The organism is Variovorax sp. PBS-H4 (genome assembly GCF_901827205.1).
GTDB lineage: Bacteria > Pseudomonadota > Gammaproteobacteria > Burkholderiales > Burkholderiaceae_C > Variovorax.
In genome coordinates, this window is sequence record NZ_LR594675.1 from 1,667,015 (window position 1) to 1,680,970 (window position 13,956).

General features: G+C 61.5%; 16 protein-coding genes and 1 tRNA gene. 10 read left to right on the forward strand and 7 right to left on the reverse strand.

Features of this window, described 5'->3' with window-relative positions; translation table 11 throughout:
* The first annotated feature begins 9 nt into the window (after positions 1-9).
* From E5CHR_RS07920 to E5CHR_RS07940, 5 genes are all read left to right on the forward strand, one after another.
* Positions 10-240 carry a hypothetical protein gene (locus E5CHR_RS07920; protein ID WP_162579173.1) on the forward strand — a complete coding sequence of 77 codons (231 nt, stop codon included), beginning with the start codon at positions 10-12 and terminating at the stop codon, positions 238-240.
* Positions 237-701, forward strand: coding sequence for a lysozyme (locus E5CHR_RS07925; protein WP_162579174.1), 465 nt, complete (start codon positions 237-239; stop codon positions 699-701). The genes E5CHR_RS07920 and E5CHR_RS07925 overlap by 4 nt, the downstream gene beginning before the upstream one ends.
* A complete protein-coding gene (locus E5CHR_RS07930) occupies positions 698-883 on the forward strand; it encodes a hypothetical protein (RefSeq protein WP_162579175.1) in 186 nt (61 codons plus the stop codon). Before E5CHR_RS07925 ends, E5CHR_RS07930 begins: the two co-directional genes overlap by 4 nt.
* A 169-nt stretch (positions 884-1,052) precedes the next feature.
* The gene (locus E5CHR_RS07935) at positions 1,053-1,259 is read left to right on the forward strand and encodes a response regulator transcription factor (protein ID WP_162579176.1); all 207 of its coding nucleotides are present in this window, start codon (positions 1,053-1,055) and stop codon (positions 1,257-1,259) included.
* On the forward strand, positions 1,256-1,621 hold the full coding sequence (locus E5CHR_RS07940; RefSeq protein ID WP_162579177.1) for a hypothetical protein: 366 nt from the start codon (positions 1,256-1,258) through the stop codon (positions 1,619-1,621). The genes E5CHR_RS07935 and E5CHR_RS07940 overlap by 4 nt, the downstream gene beginning before the upstream one ends.
* A gap of 542 nt (positions 1,622-2,163) precedes the next feature.
* On the opposite strand, the gene E5CHR_RS07945 is transcribed toward E5CHR_RS07940, so the two are convergent.
* The 4 genes from E5CHR_RS07945 to E5CHR_RS07960 all read right to left on the reverse strand — a co-directional run bounded on the left by E5CHR_RS07945 (position 2,164) and on the right by E5CHR_RS07960 (position 5,359).
* A tRNA-Gly gene (locus tag E5CHR_RS07945) sits at positions 2,164-2,261 on the reverse strand.
* A 338-nt stretch (positions 2,262-2,599) separates the two neighbouring features.
* Positions 2,600-2,893: a hypothetical protein gene (locus tag E5CHR_RS07950; RefSeq protein WP_162579178.1), complete on the reverse strand. Its 294-nt coding sequence runs from the start codon at positions 2,891-2,893 to the stop codon at positions 2,600-2,602.
* Positions 2,894-2,907: 14 nt separating this feature from the next.
* Positions 2,908-3,408, reverse strand: coding sequence for an HNH endonuclease signature motif containing protein (locus tag E5CHR_RS07955; protein ID WP_162579179.1), 501 nt, complete (start codon positions 3,406-3,408; stop codon positions 2,908-2,910).
* A 529-nt stretch (positions 3,409-3,937) separates the two neighbouring features.
* Positions 3,938-5,359, reverse strand: a complete 1,422-nt coding sequence (locus E5CHR_RS07960; protein ID WP_162579180.1) for an ester cyclase — start codon at positions 5,357-5,359, stop codon at positions 3,938-3,940.
* 110 nt (positions 5,360-5,469) lie between these two features.
* On the opposite strand from E5CHR_RS07960, the gene E5CHR_RS07965 reads away from it, so the two are divergent.
* The gene (locus tag E5CHR_RS07965) at positions 5,470-5,925 is read left to right on the forward strand and encodes a winged helix-turn-helix transcriptional regulator (protein WP_162579181.1); all 456 of its coding nucleotides are present in this window, start codon (positions 5,470-5,472) and stop codon (positions 5,923-5,925) included.
* A 150-nt stretch (positions 5,926-6,075) separates the two neighbouring features.
* Here the strand turns inward: E5CHR_RS07965 and E5CHR_RS07970 are convergent, their stop codons facing one another.
* Genes E5CHR_RS07970 through E5CHR_RS07980 form a run of 3 tightly spaced genes read right to left on the reverse strand, consistent with a single transcriptional unit; the run spans position 6,076 to position 9,294 of the window.
* Positions 6,076-7,236 (reverse strand): acyl-CoA dehydrogenase family protein, encoded by a 1,161-nt coding sequence (locus E5CHR_RS07970; RefSeq protein ID WP_162579182.1) that lies wholly within the window; start codon positions 7,234-7,236, stop codon positions 6,076-6,078.
* Positions 7,233-8,126, reverse strand: coding sequence for an FAS1-like dehydratase domain-containing protein (locus E5CHR_RS07975; protein ID WP_332061188.1), 894 nt, complete (start codon positions 8,124-8,126; stop codon positions 7,233-7,235). The genes E5CHR_RS07970 and E5CHR_RS07975 overlap by 4 nt, the downstream gene beginning before the upstream one ends.
* 13 nt (positions 8,127-8,139) lie before the next feature.
* Positions 8,140-9,294 carry an acyl-CoA dehydrogenase family protein gene (locus tag E5CHR_RS07980; protein ID WP_162579183.1) on the reverse strand — a complete coding sequence of 385 codons (1,155 nt, stop codon included), beginning with the start codon at positions 9,292-9,294 and terminating at the stop codon, positions 8,140-8,142.
* A 255-nt stretch (positions 9,295-9,549) separates the two neighbouring features.
* On the opposite strand from E5CHR_RS07980, the gene E5CHR_RS07985 reads away from it, so the two are divergent.
* The 4 genes from E5CHR_RS07985 to E5CHR_RS08000 are packed head-to-tail and all read left to right on the forward strand — an operon-like array spanning position 9,550 to position 13,844.
* A complete protein-coding gene (locus E5CHR_RS07985) occupies positions 9,550-10,455 on the forward strand; it encodes an SDR family NAD(P)-dependent oxidoreductase (RefSeq protein WP_162583624.1) in 906 nt (301 codons plus the stop codon).
* A 22-nt stretch (positions 10,456-10,477) separates the two neighbouring features.
* Positions 10,478-11,749, forward strand: coding sequence for an acetyl-CoA hydrolase/transferase family protein (locus tag E5CHR_RS07990; protein WP_162579184.1), 1,272 nt, complete (start codon positions 10,478-10,480; stop codon positions 11,747-11,749).
* Positions 11,746-12,942 (forward strand): acetyl-CoA C-acetyltransferase, encoded by a 1,197-nt coding sequence (locus tag E5CHR_RS07995; RefSeq protein WP_162579185.1) that lies wholly within the window; start codon positions 11,746-11,748, stop codon positions 12,940-12,942. The genes E5CHR_RS07990 and E5CHR_RS07995 overlap by 4 nt, the downstream gene beginning before the upstream one ends.
* A 2-nt stretch (positions 12,943-12,944) precedes the next feature.
* Entirely contained in the window at positions 12,945-13,844 is a 900-nt protein-coding gene (locus tag E5CHR_RS08000) for a MaoC/PaaZ C-terminal domain-containing protein (protein WP_162579186.1), read from the forward strand.
* The last annotated feature ends 112 nt before the right edge of the window (positions 13,845-13,956 follow it).

Below are 13,956 nucleotides of genomic sequence, written 5' to 3' on the forward strand. Positions count from 1 at the left end.
GCCTGTCGAATGAAACAAGAAATCAAAGACATCGCCGTAGAACTCGCAGTGCGCACGGCCCCCGCCGGCGGAATCGCCTGGTACTCGCAGATCAGCTGGACCGCCTTCCTCACCGGCGTGCTTGTCGTGCTGCAGATCCTGTATCTCGTGCGCAAGTGGTGGCGTGAGGAATCCGAGTGGGGCGTGAAGCTCCGGCGCTGGGCTGAAGGCAAGTTCACCAAGCCGGGCGATCTGACATGAATTCCAAGGCACAGCTCGCAGCGAAGATAGGATTCGGTGCTGCGGCTGTGGCTGTGGCCTTCGTGGCCACGCACGAGGGCACGATCCTTCGGGCCTACCGAGACCCGATCGGGATCATCACTGCATGCACAGGCCATGTAGACGCCAACCTACGCATGGGCACCACCTACACCACGGCGCAGTGCCAGGAGATGCTCTACGTCGATCTGGTCAAGCATGCCGATGATCTTGATTGCGTGCGAGTGCCCCTGACCGATGGTCAGAAGGTCGCGCTGTTGTCGTTCACCTTCAACGTTGGGGCGCGGAACTTCTGCGGATCAACTCTCGTGAAGAAGGCCAACGCTGGCGCACAGGCGCTTGAGTGGTGCGCGGAACTGAACCGCTGGACCTATGCCGGAGGCAAGCAGCTTCCCGGTCTTGTGAAACGCCGAGAGGCCGAGTATGGGCTGTGCATGTCATGACCGAACGTTTCGCCTCCCGCAAGTTCCTGCTGGCGCTGCTGGCATTCCTGACGTTCACCGGACTCCTGCTCACTGGAAAGCTGGACCAGGCTGCGTATGTGACGCTGACCATGTTCTGCCTCGGAGGCTATTTGGGGGCCAACGTCATCCAGAAGGCGACGGCAAAGAAGGAGGCACCATGACCCGAGAAATTGACATTGCCGAGCGTCAAGCTCTGGCCCAGCCGCGCGACTTCCCTGACGACATGCGCGAGGACAAATGCTGCTGGAACGTCTGTGGTGACTGCCTGCGGTGCTTCGTTGGCGTCCCTACCCGGATTCAGTGCCGTGTCTGCCAACTGAGGAAGACGCTGTGAAGCTGAGTCCGCGTGAGCGCGACGTTCTGCTGCTGATCGTCAAGGGCCTCAACAACAAACAGATTGCGCGTGAACTGAACTTGAGCGTCCACACGACCAAGCACCATGTAGGACGACTGTTCAACCGCATCGACGTGACCTCTCGTCTGCAGGCTGCTATGTGGTACGTGCGGTCATTCCAACCGTCAGCAGGGCAACTATGACGAATCCATGGGCTCTGCTCGCCATCGTGATCGCATGGGGATCGTCGATCGCTGGGGCAGGGTGGTACGGCATGGGAATAGGTCGAGATCAGGAGATCGCCGGCCAATCGAAGATCAAGCAGGCCATCGAGGACACCAGAGAGGCCGCACAGCAGGGGGCGGCCTACGCGATTGCAGCCCTCAAGCCCGTCAACACCACAATCGTCCAGAAGGTTCAACGTGAGATCACTCAGAACACCGTCTATCGTGATTGCCGCGTGCCTGCTGACGGCGTGCAGCTTGCCAATCAAGCCATCACAGGAAGGTCGCCCGAGCCCTCTGGTGGTGTCATCGTGCCCAGCCCTGACGCCTCTAAGCGATGACTCGATGGGGGCGCTCCTGGCGAAGCTCGTAGAGGTGGGTAACACCTACCGCGAGTGCAGAGAGGCCGCTCTTGCTGGTCAGCCTGTCGGTAGGACCGATTACTCGCTCAAGAAGCCCTGAGTAGGTTGATGGCGGCCGGTGCTGATCTCCGGCTTGCATGCACTCACGACTGTACGGCGCCACTTCTGACGCTTTCGAGCGGCATGCTGTTACGTGTCTAGCGCATCAGCACTGCGCATTCACCATCAGACATGAGCTTTCCGGAGCAGTCCCCACAGTCGTGCACAACTGAAGGCTTGCTTGATCCGCGCTAAAGCTCATGTCTGATGGTGCCGGCGCTGAACTCCGGCTTTGGGTGGTCTTAGCCCCCCGCGTGTCCGCCCCCTCTTACTAGAGACGCTGCGTATCAGCCTACGCATCACCATCAAGTAAGCGCTGGTTTGCTACCCCTAGTCCATGTTGCCGTGCACAGCAGAGCATGGGTTTTAGGGCAAGGTTTCTGGCTTGCAATCGCCTCACGAGCCAACGCTTACTTGATAGTTGATGGCGGCTGGAATCGAACCAGCTTTCCGGCATGGGATGCCTACCCAGCTTTCGCCTCTCGGAACTTCCGTCGCCCAACCAATAGGCCACACCATCAAGGCTTCGGACTGCTTCAGCCTGGTTAGGGCTTCGGGGACCACCCGGCAATCCGAAGTCTTGATGGCCCTCCCACCTAGTTGCGCATCGGCCGGGATCGCCCAACCGTCCAGGTGAGAGGACGGGCCAATTTTACTGCCTTGGACCGCAGTCCGCGAACAGCAGAACATGCACCTTGTCGGCAGCATCGTGCAAGGCTTTCACAGCATTTAAGACGGTGTGAAGCTCCTTTTCGCATTCGATCTCGTATGCGTGGTCCATCACCCTAGACATATTCTGTACTGTGACGGTGCAGAATTGTTCCAGAGCGTGCGTTGCGTCGTGCTTGGCGTCGTTGCTCATCCGTGTCCCTTACGAGTTTGGATAGCGGCATCCTCAAGGATGGCTTGCCCGATGTCTTCTCCGCTTCCCTCGCAGATGCAGCCTTTCCACGCTTCAGCAATTCGCTCGCGCTCCTGCTTGACGGCTTCCTCAGCATAGGCACGGAGCTGCGCGTACCTGTAGACCTGCTCGGTTGAGCACAGCAGCCGCGTTCGCTCGTCGAAGGGCGCATGCTGAAAGACCAGGGGGCCAACGTGGCCGCCGCTGTCTCGCACGTAGCCGAATGGCGCTGGCAACTCAGGTAGATCCATGGGTCTCTGCTCCTTCATATCGTGCAGCCTTCGTGGTGTTCTCGCTTGGCCATCACGTATTTTGCGTGCGCCTCCTCCGGCGTGCCGAACGTGCCGAGGTAGGTCCATTTGCCTCGTATCACGATCCGAGCGATCCAGCGGCTCCTTCGCGCCGACACGCCGAGCAGGTTTGTCGAGTTGTTGGACAGTGCGCGCTTAAGGTTCTCTTGATTTGTGCGGTGGTTGACATCTCTGAGATTGGCAATCGCGTTGTTCTTCTGATTGCCATCGATGTGGTCGATCATTCCTATTGGCCAATGGCCATGGACGTATAGCCATGCCAAGCGATGAGCGTCGTGCCGTTGTAGCAGGATGCCTATTCGCCGGTAGCCGGTTTTCTTGTTGATGTCGCCAGCCAAGCTGCCGGCGTTTGCTTTTCCCCCTGGGCGTGTTACGCGCCAGGTGAAGACGCCAGTCTCCGGGTCGTAATGAAGCAGCTCGCGCAGACGCGCGGCGGTAAGATCGGCAGAAGCCATGAAGCGGTTTCCTCGCGGAGTGGTCAGGACTCCGTGGGTGCTGATACGCCCACGGGATCCGAATTGCCTACCCTCAACACCCGTAGGCATCTGAGTAGGCATCCTCAGGAGGAAGGCCCGGCAACCCGCATGAATGCTAGTGCTGTGCCTCCCACCCTCTCCGCCAGCAATCAAGCACCCGCGCGGATTGCAGCCCGGTGGGCCCTAGTGGCCCCTAGTGGCCCATTTTATTACCCTACTTTTTTCGTGCATCCGATCGTCGTTGAGCGTTTGGGAACGCCCAGCCGGCCCAGCCCCAGCGCCCGGGCGACGCCCCAGCCGCCTCAGCCGCCTCAGCGCCCCGGCGGCGCCTAGCGCCCCAGCCGCCCCAGCACTCGACCGCCGCTTCGAACGGCTTCGATTGGATGCGATTCAGGTAGCCGTAGATGTGGAGCTTCAGCACGACCGAGGGGTGGCACGAAGGACGGCCGGTTGCCGCCGGCTCGACGCCTTTGAAGCCGATTGCCTGCAGATCGAGCTCCTCGCGAAATCAGGCAAGTTGCTGTTGAAGGCTCAAGTGATCCTCGACGTGCCAACTCTCGACGATCTGGCCGCCAGCGATCCGCATGATGTCAGTGGCTAGATAGTCGATACGCTGGCCCGCCCCCGACCGTCCCTCACGACTACCGAGAAAGCGTCCCGTCACGCGCAGGTGGCTCACTACACGATCGCCGACGATCACCTGCTGCAGGACATGCACTCGCCCGTTGGGAAACGCCTCGTGGAATGCACTTTGCGCGGCAGTCAGGCCCGCGATGCTTGGCTCCCGGCCCGGTGGAGGCGTGCGATCCCGGAAGTCTGGCGAAACCGTCGTTGCCAGCATGGCATCGCTGCCGCCATTCCACCAACCATAGTACCGCTGCGTTAGGGTAGCAATGTCACTGCCGTCGGGATCCGCCGATGCGACGAGAAGCTCTGGCTTGGCCATTCGGTAGGCCAACGTGTCTGTCGCGGTCGAGGTGTCCCAATCCGGGGTCAGAGAGCCGCTGAAATCGCGCCAGCGACGCAGCCAAGTGGCTACGTCGACCATCGCAATGTTCCGTCTAGCGTTTAAGGTCTCAGCCTTGGGCCACGCGACGCCATCATCGCGAGCGAAGCCTAGACGGTACTTGCGCATGGTGTCCTCGGGGTGCTTTGCCACCTCCGCCTTCAGTTCGGCGATCGACCACAGCACCCGCTCCATCGGGCGGCCGAGCACTTGTTCTACGGTAATAGCCAATTCCTCATAGGTGAAGGTGTCGCCGGATAGGTAGACGACCTTGTCGGCATGCTCGCGATTCGACACGGCGATCAGCGCTGTCATGCGGCCGATGTCTTCGGGTGTCGTCACAGTGAGGCGATGAGACCAGGCGCCAAGCGCATGAACTATTCCTCTTTCCAGATTCACCAGGCCAAAAGCCGGAAGAAAGACAAAGCTCGTGAACATGCCTGTCGAGACGATGGTCCACTTGACACGTGACTGTGAACGAAGCAGGTTCCGGACATCGAACTGCTCGTCGAACACTTCCTGGCCACTACCATGGCCGATGATGTCGTAGTCCACGCCGAACTGCCATGGGATGTAGTGTTCAATGTCAGCGCTGAGTGCTGCCGCAGTGATCTTGAGTTGGGTGCCGCGGCCGCCAACGAAGCCTGTGCAACCGACGACCTGCGTAAACTTTGAGAAGATCGATGCAAGTTCTTCCACGCTGTCTTTGGCAAGATCGGCCTCGACGACATCCAATCCCAGTAAGCGCAGCTCCTCGCGCTGTTTGCTGACGACGTCGTTTGCCCCTCCCTGCATCATCGGCGGCAACAGTACAGAGATCGAACCGCCTAGATGGCCAAATCGAAGGAGTTCCCGGATGACAGGCATGCCGAGTTCGCCGGCTCCTAGGACAAGAACTTTTCGGGAGGAGGAAATGTTGGACATGAAATACCTTGTGTTGATTCGTCCGACAGAATGCTCGATCCATCAACACAAAAGAAGCAGGCACACCGTTGATACCGCGTAACCCGACCCCGTTCGAGGAGATCATCCGAATGTCGCAGCAGGCTTGCGACGCGCTGAGCGATGAAGATGATGGCCTTAAGCGCGAGATCCTCGCCCACGCCGGAAGCCGTTGGTCGCTCGGCATCGTGCACGCACTCGCGACTGCCGGAACTCTGCGCCACGCTGTGCTCGCGCGGCGGCTCGAAGGCATTACACAACGCATGCTCACACGAACACTGAGGCATCTGGAGCGAGACGGGATGATCGCGAGGGATGACTACGGTGAGGTTTCGCCCCGCGTTGAGTACAGCTTGACGGACGTAGGGCGAGGGTTCTTGGCCAGCATGATTCCCCTATGGGGATGGATCTTGGACCACTCCCAGGAGTTGAGGGCGGCCCGCGAACAATTTGACAGACCACCGGAGCGCGGCGATGAGCGGCCGGGAACGGTAGTTCATAGGTTGAGTTCTCGACGAGCTGAGCCAAGGTCCGGGTTAGGCGTCTGAGGTCTGAAGAAGCCCAGATCAGTTCCTCCATCGACGATGCGAGAGTCTCGTTAACAATCGAAACTTGTAGCGGGTGGATGCACAGCTTCCCACCGAAGCCTAGTCGTCGACTCCGGCGGGAGTCTTCGATCATTGGGTATCTTGGGTTGTTCAATAGGACTTGGGAAGTCCTAGGACATGCTCCGCGAGGTAAGAAAGGATGAGATTGGTGGATACCGGCGCCACTTGGTAAAGCCGGGTTTCTCGGAATTTTCTTTCAACGTCGTACTCATTGGCAAAGCCAAAGCCTCCGTGAAACTGGATGCACGCGTTTGCTGCCTCCCAACTGGCCTTGGCGGCTAAATACTTTGCCATGTTCGCCTGAGGGCCGCATGCCTGGTGCGCGTCGAAGAGCCGGCACGCTTCCCAGCGCATCAGGTTTGCGGCTTCAACTTCGATGTATGCTTCTGCGATCGGAAACTGCACGCCTTGGTTCTGTCCGATGGGACGACCAAACACAACGCGTTCCTTCACATACCGCGTGACGCGATCTATAAACCAATAGCCGTCGCCGATGCACTCAGCGGCAATGAGGGTCCGCTCCGCGTTCAGCCCGTCAAGAATGTACTTGAAGCCGTGACCTTCTTGGCCGATGAGGTTCTCCTCAGGGATCTCTAGATTCTCGAAGAACAGCTCGTTCGTCTCGTGATTTACCATGTTGGGAATCGGGCGAACGGTCATTCCGGATCTTCTCGCTTCCAGCAGGTCCACCATGAAGATCGACATGCCCTCGGTTTTCTTTTTTACATCGGCCAGAGGCGTCGTGCGTGCGAGGAGAATCATCCATTCGGAATGCTGAACTCTGGAGATCCAGACCTTCTGCCCGTTGATCACGTACCGGTCACCCTTCTTCACCGCCGTGGTTCGAATGCGTGTCGTATCCGTCCCCGTCGAGGGTTCCGTCACCCCCATTGACTGCAGGCGCCACTCGCCGCTGGCAATCCTGGGGAGAAACCTCTCCTTCTGCGCTTGCGACCCGTGCCGTAGCAGCGTGCCCATGTTGTACATCTGACCGTGACACGCACCCGAGTTGCCCCCCGATCGGTTGATCTCCTCCATGATGACCGAAGCCTCAGCGAGCCCGAGACCGGCGCCGCCCCATTCCTGCGGTACGAGGGCGGCCAGCCAACCAGCTTTGGTCAGGGCTTGAACGAAAGCGTCGGGGTAGGCACGCTCTTCATCCACCTTGCGGTGGTACTCATCTGGAAACTCCGCGCACAGCGCGCGCACCGCATCGCGGATGTCTGGGTAGGCTTCTTGGCTTGACTTCATGTTTGGAACTCGCAGTTTGCTTGCATCGCAAGGTGGTCATCGCTGTCCAAGGCCCAAAGGATCAGGCCCGGGCTGTCGGGTGCTGGGCAGGCATGTAGCCGAAGAGGCCGACCATTGAAGCATGGGCGGACTGCCTTGAACTGGAACTTGCGGATCGCAGCTCCCGGTGCCACGCGCCGGGCCAGGTCCGCCAGCAATGTCGCGATCAGCGGGCCCTGGACCACCAGTGCTGGGTAGCCTTCAATCGTCGTGGCATAAGGCCGGTCATAGTGGATTCGGTGAGCATTGAAGGTCAGCGCTGAATAGCGGAATAGCAACACTTCGTCTGGGACGATGGCTCGCTGCCATGCCGCACTTCCAGGGTGGGTAAAAGATCTCGCACTTGGGCCACCAAGTCGCGCCGCCGCGCGATAAACAATGTCCTGATGCTCGGTCAGCGCTATCCCTCGCGCGTTGTGGATCTCGTGCTCGACCGTGACGAAGATCAAATCGCCGCTACTTCCGGACTTCTGCGTTAAGGACAAGATGCGGGAGTCGCGCCGGACGGTCTCTCCGATCCGCAGTGGATTTCCGATCTTCCATTGCAGGCTACCGGCGGCCCACATTCGCCGAGGCAGAGGAACGGGTGGCAGAAAGCCACCCCGCCGCGGATGTCCGTCGGCATCAATGCTGGCCGTCGGAGGCGCCGACAAGAAGTAGAGCCAGTGCCACAAAGGGGGCAACACGACTGGAAGTTCGTCTTCCCTGTCTAGCATCGCGAACAGCCTCTGGGCGGAGGAGCCTTGGAGCACATCTTCTACCGTCGCGGTCCGTCCCACCCATTCTTGGAGGTTCTCCAGCGATGCGTCTGCTGGACTGGTGGGCATCAAGTGCTCGTCACTGGTGGTCACGTTTACCGCCTGCTCATTGCTCAGCCTCGCGGATCATGTTCCTCGCAATCACGAGTTGCTGGATCTGCGAAGTGCCTTCGTAAATACGGAACAGACGAACATCTCGATAGAAGCGCTCGATGCCGTAGTCGCTCACATACCCAGCGCCGCCAAAGATCTGTACCGCACGATCCGCGACACGGCCGCACATCTCAGACGCGAACAGCTTCGCGCAGGATGCCTCCGTGCTCACGCTCCATCCGTCGTCTCGTCGGCGAGCAGCGTCCAAAACCATGCTTCTCGCCGCGTAGATCTCGGCTTTGCTATCCGCGAGCATGGCTTGCACCAGTTGGAACTGGCTGATCGGCTGTCCAAATTGCTTCCGCTCGGTGGCGTACTGCAGTGCGTCGCCCAGCATTCGCTCTGACGCCGCCACGCAGATCGCCGCGATATGGATGCGGCCCTTGTCCAGTACCTTCATCGCTGTCTTGAAGCCCATGCCTTCGACGTTGCCGATAAGGTTGGCAGCAGGCACACGGCAGTTCTCGAAGATCACGTCGCAGGTGTGTGCACCTCTCTGGCCCATTTTGCTGTCGCGCTTGCCAAAGGTGATACCCGGCGTCTTCGCGTCAACAATCAACGCAGAGATGCCGCCGGCGCCCTTGTTGCCGAGGTCTGTGCGCGCCATCAGCGTGAAGATTCCGGCTTGCGGCGCGTTTGTGATGAAGCGCTTGGTACCGTTGATGACGTAGCAGTCTCCGTCGCGAATGGCGGTCGTGCGCAGCGAGGCGGCATCCGAGCCTGACTCGGGTTCTGTGAGCGCAAACGAAGCGATGAGCTCTCCGGTTGCCAGACGGGGAAGGTAGTGGCTCTTCTGGGCCTCGGTCCCATCGAAAAGTATGCCTTGCGATCCGATACCTACCGTTGTTCCGATCAGCGATCGGAAGGCAGGCGACGCCCTGCCGAGCTCCAACATCGCAATGACTTCTTCCTCCATGGTCAGTTGCAAACCACCGTACTCTTCTGGAATGGTCAGACCGAAAAGGCCCATAGCCTTCATGTCCTCGACGATATCCGCAGGGATCTCGTCGGTCTCGGCAACGATGGCCTCGTTGGGGATTAGGCGTTCGCGCACAAAGCGGGCAATGCTGCCGACAAGGGCATCCAGCGTATCGCGGTCTCTGATCATGAGCGGGGGGAGTTAAGGGAAGTTGGGACAGGACTTTGGGCGGGCATCGCTCGTTCCGTCAACAACGCGCACTCGTTGGTTCCGTGCCTTGGAATAGCCGCCGCGCCCCACAAGACTGCTAGAAAAGGGCACCTCGCCGCGCCATTCCGTTGCACGGAATGAGTGAGACATTCGCGTTTACCGCCTTGGCCCACCGGGCGCATGCTTCGTGATCGACGTGAAACAAGCGAGGAGCATGCAATGCAAGGTGAAGCAATGTTGACCGGTAAGGTCGTGGTGGTGACTGGCGCCGGTGGCGGCATTGGCCGGGAGATTGCGCTGCACATGGCACGCCAGGGTGCACGCGTCGTGGTCAACGACATCGGTGCGTCGCTTTCGGGCGAAGGCCGTGATGAAAGCGCGGCGCAGCGTGTCGTCGATGAGATTGCCGGACTTGGCGCAGAGGCCATTGCGGACGCGAACAGTGTTGCCGACAGCGCTGGCGCTGCTGCCATTGTCCACACGGGCTTGGAGCGCTTCGGCCGCATTGACTGCGTCGTCAATAACGCGGGGATCCTGCGCGACCGATTCTTTCACAAGATGTCGGACGAGGAATGGGACGCGGTCATCAAGGTCCATCTCTACGGCGCCTACTTCATGAGCCGCGCCGCGGCTGGGCCGATGAAGGAGCAGGGCAGCGGCAGCCTAATTCATATGACCTCCACCTCCGGACTGATCGGCAATCTTGCCCAGGCTAACTACAGCGCCGCCAAGTTGGGTGTGGTCGCACTGTCGAAGTCGATCGCGCTCGACCTTGAGAAGAGTGGTGTGCGATCCAACTGTATCGCGCCCTTCGCCTGGAGTCGCATGGTCAGCTCGATACCCACCGACACGCCTGAGCAGGCCATGCGCGTCGAGAAGATCAAGCAGATGACGCCTGACAAGATCGCCCCGCTGGCTGTTTACTTGGCCAGCGATGCAGCCGCCGCGGTGAACGCGCAGGTGTTTACGGTGCGTAACAACGAGATCGTCTTGATGAGCCAGCCACGTCCGCTGCGCTCTGTGCAGCGCAGCGAGGGCTGGACAGCCCGGAGCATCGCCGACCATGCGATGCCCGCCTTGCGTGCGTCCTTCGTGCCCATGGATCGGTCAGCCGACGTATTTAGTTGGGATCCGGTCTGAGACGAGAGCACCGCGCAGAGCCATGATTGAGACCGACCTTGAAGCGCTGGACTTCTCTGCGCTGTTGCGCCCGGGCGATCGGGTCGCATGGGGCCAAGCAGCCGCCGAACCTGTGCCGCTGACCCGTGCCCTTATGCAGCAACGACATCGCATTGGAGGCCGCTTCTCGGTGTTCATGGGAGCGACGTGGTCCGATACGTTGGATCCCACATTCGCCGACGTCGTGGATTTCCAGGCCTATTGTGGATCTGGCGCCAACCGCCTGCTCGCCGATGCGGGTGTGCTGGACGTCCTGAGCTGCCATTACTCCGACTTGCCGGTTGCATTGGGTGCTGGAGGGGCCAATGCGGTGGATGTACTGCTGCTGCAGTTGGCTAACCCCGGTCCGGACGGACGCTACAGCTTGTCCGTTGCGCACGAGTACCTCACGCCGCTTATCGACTCTGCCCGCGTGCTCGTGGCGGAGGTCAACGCGCAGGCGCCATGGACCCATGGCGAGCGCAGTCTGAGGCTGGAGGATATCGACGTGCTCGTGCGAACTGACCGTCCTCTGGTCGAGCTTGCGCGCGCCGGGGGTTCAAGCCAAGAGTCGGTCATCGCCGACCGCGTGGCCGGGTTGATCGATGATGGCGCGACGCTGCAGGCGGGTGTCGGGGCGGTTCCGGAAGCGGTGCTCGCCCGTCTAGGTGACCGTCGTCATCTAGGCCTGCACACAGGGGCCCTGGGCGACGCCGCAGCCGGCCTGATCGAGTGCGGTGCCGCTACCAACGAGCGCAAGGCGCTGGACCGTGGCGTCAGCGTCGCCGGCCTAATGATGGGCAGCAGCAAGGTCCATCAGCTGGCTCATCGCAACCCGAAGATTCAGTTCAGATCTACCGCCTACACGCACGCACTAAGCACGCTGGCGGCCTTGCGCGGACTGGTCGCGATCAACTCGGCGCTAGAGGTCGACCTCAGTGGCCAGGTCAATGCCGAGGTAGCGGCAGGCCGCTACGTCGGCGCGGTCGGCGGTGCGATGGACTTCGCCAGGGGCGCGCGTGCCGCGGGAGGCATGTCGATCATCGCGTTGCCATCACGCTCCGGCCGCCATGCACGCATTGTCTCCCTCCTGGACGGGCCGGTGAGCACGCCGCGTAGTGACGCTGCGTTCGTCGTCACCGAGCATGGCGTGGCCGATCTGCGCGGAACATCAATACGGCAGCGCCTGCAGCGCATGCTCGATGTTGCCCATCCGGAGGACCGAGCAGCGCTGGAGCGCGCTGCCTTTTCGAACAACAGGAGTTCCCCCCAATGAGAAGAGCAGCCATCGTCAGTCCCTTGCGCACCCCGGTCGGTCAGTTCGGCGGCGCGTTGCGCAACCTTGCGGTCGAGTCGCTCACCCGGCCCGTGATCCAGGCGGTCTTGGCCCGCAGCGGCGTGGATCCGGCACGGATTGATGACGTTGTCTTCGCCCAGTCTTATGCCAGCAGCGAAACTCCTTGCATCGGCCGATGGGCGGCGTTGGATGCGGGCTTGCCGCTTGAGGTCCCAGGCATGCAACTGGACCGGCGCTGCGGCGGCGGCCTGCAGGCAATAGTCACTGCCGCCATGATGGTGCAGACCGGCGCAGCCGACGTCGTGCTGGCAGGAGGCGTGGAGAGCATGAGCAATATCGAGTACTACACGACGGACCTGCGCTGGGGTTCGCGTTCCGGCTCGAGCAAGCTGCATGATCGCCTGGAGCGCGGACGGGAGCGGTCTCAGCCGGAGGGGCGCTTTGGCTACATCTCGGGGATGGTCGAGACTGCAGAGACCTTGGCGCGCGAATACGGAATCAGCCGCGCAGAGGCGGACGCCTTCGCCGTCCGCAGCCACGTGCGCGCTGCGAGTGCCTGGGACGAAGGGCGCTTCGCTGCCGAGGTAGTGCCACTGAACGTTCCCCAGCGCAAGGGCGACGCCGTCGTCTTCTCGCGCGACGAAGGCATCCGCCCGGACACCACACCCGACTCCCTGGCGCGGCTCAGGCCCTTGACGGCTGGTGGTGTGGTGACAGCCGGCAACGCGAGCCAGCAGAACGATGCCGCGGCGGCCTGCCTGGTGGTCGCCGAGGACCGTCTGGACGCATTGGGCCTCACGCCCATCGGATATCTCACCGGCTGGGCCGCATCCGGTTGCGACCCGGCTCGCATGGGTATCGGGCCGGTGTCGGCGGTGCGGAAACTCTTCGAACGCACTGGTTTCGGTTTCGACGACCTCGACCTGGTCGAGCTCAACGAGGCGTTTGCGGTCCAAGCCCTGGCCGTCCTCAAGGGGTGGGGCTGGAACGACCCAGAGCGACTCAACGTCAACGGCTCCGGTATCTCGATCGGGCATCCAATCGGAGCCACCGGTGTGCGCATCGCGACAACGCTGCTGCACGAGCTGCAGCGGCGCCAAGGCCGCTACGGGCTCGAAACCATGTGCATCGGCGGTGGCCAGGGCCTGGCAGCCATCTTTGAGCGGGCGTGAGGATGGCGATCAACGTGGGCCGCCTGAAAGAGTGGGCTTTCGGTGAAGTGGAGCATCGGTATACGGAGCGCGAGAGCGCGCTGTACGCCTTGTGCTTGGGCTTTGGGGCCGACCCGCTGGATGAGCGGGCACTCCGTTACGTCGCCGGCGACGCGCTACGAGCGGCGCCGTTCATGGCTGCTGTGCTCGCTTTCCCTGGCCAATGGATGCGCGATCCGCGCAGCGGCATCGATTGGAAGCGCGTGGTCCATGGCGAACAGGGCGTGCGACTGCACCGCCCTCTGGCCGCGACAGGTTGCCTGGTCGGCCGCACCCGGGTCAGCGCCGTCATCGACAAGGGACGAGAAAAGGGCGCGGTGGTTCAGATGGAGCGCTCTCTTTACGACATGACGAGCGGGGACTTGCTGGCCACCGTCGAGCAACTCAACTTCTGCCGTGGTGACGGTGGATTCAGCGAGGACGGCCAGCCCAGCGATGCTTCGCCGCCTTCCATGGCATGGGCGCCGTCTTGCGCCCCTGACGACATCTGCGACCTCCCGACTCGGCCAGAGACGGCGCTGCTCTATCGCCTTTGCGGGGATCCGAACCCGCTGCACTTTGATCCGGCGGTCGCACGATCCGCTGGCTTCGCGCGCCCGATCCTTCATGGTCTGGCCACCTACGGCATTGCGGGGCATGCCGTGTTGCGCACCGCCTGCGGCTATGACGCTGGCCGACTCCGCTCCCTGCATGCTCGCTTCTCCGCGCCGGTCTACCCCGGCGAGACGCTGCGCACCGAGCTCTGGCGCGATGGCCCGTGGGTGCGCTTCCGGTGCAGAGTCCTTGAGCGCGACCAATTGGTGCTCACCGCCGGCCGGGCTGAGCTGGTGCCAACGACGGATCGTTCCGTACATCAGAACTGAAAGGCCGTGCGACGCATGGGTTCCTTCGCACGAAGGTGCCTTTCTGGCGCGTGCGACAAGGCCTGACGGAGTTTCCATTGCACGGAACATTGGACGCGCCAGCGTTGACCCT

Coding starts and splice junctions, on each gene's coding strand:
- E5CHR_RS07995 (WP_162579185.1), top strand. CDS start 11,746: ATGAGAAGAGCAGCCATCGTCAGTCCCTTGCGCACCCCGGTCGGTCAG.
- E5CHR_RS07985 (WP_162583624.1), top strand. CDS start 9,550: ATGTTGACCGGTAAGGTCGTGGTGGTGACTGGCGCCGGTGGCGGCATT.
- E5CHR_RS07925 (WP_162579174.1), top strand. CDS start 237: ATGAATTCCAAGGCACAGCTCGCAGCGAAGATAGGATTCGGTGCTGCG.
- E5CHR_RS07990 (WP_162579184.1), top strand. CDS start 10,478: ATGATTGAGACCGACCTTGAAGCGCTGGACTTCTCTGCGCTGTTGCGC.
- E5CHR_RS07950 (WP_162579178.1), bottom strand. CDS start 2,893: ATGGATCTACCTGAGTTGCCAGCGCCATTCGGCTACGTGCGAGACAGC.
- E5CHR_RS07955 (WP_162579179.1), bottom strand. CDS start 3,408: ATGGCTTCTGCCGATCTTACCGCCGCGCGTCTGCGCGAGCTGCTTCAT.
- E5CHR_RS07940 (WP_162579177.1), top strand. CDS start 1,256: ATGACGAATCCATGGGCTCTGCTCGCCATCGTGATCGCATGGGGATCG.
- E5CHR_RS07920 (WP_162579173.1), top strand. CDS start 10: ATGAAACAAGAAATCAAAGACATCGCCGTAGAACTCGCAGTGCGCACG.
- E5CHR_RS07965 (WP_162579181.1), top strand. CDS start 5,470: ATGTCGCAGCAGGCTTGCGACGCGCTGAGCGATGAAGATGATGGCCTT.
- E5CHR_RS08000 (WP_162579186.1), top strand. CDS start 12,945: ATGGCGATCAACGTGGGCCGCCTGAAAGAGTGGGCTTTCGGTGAAGTG.
- E5CHR_RS07970 (WP_162579182.1), bottom strand. CDS start 7,236: ATGAAGTCAAGCCAAGAAGCCTACCCAGACATCCGCGATGCGGTGCGC.
- E5CHR_RS07980 (WP_162579183.1), bottom strand. CDS start 9,294: ATGATCAGAGACCGCGATACGCTGGATGCCCTTGTCGGCAGCATTGCC.
- E5CHR_RS07930 (WP_162579175.1), top strand. CDS start 698: ATGACCGAACGTTTCGCCTCCCGCAAGTTCCTGCTGGCGCTGCTGGCA.
- E5CHR_RS07960 (WP_162579180.1), bottom strand. CDS start 5,359: ATGTCCAACATTTCCTCCTCCCGAAAAGTTCTTGTCCTAGGAGCCGGC.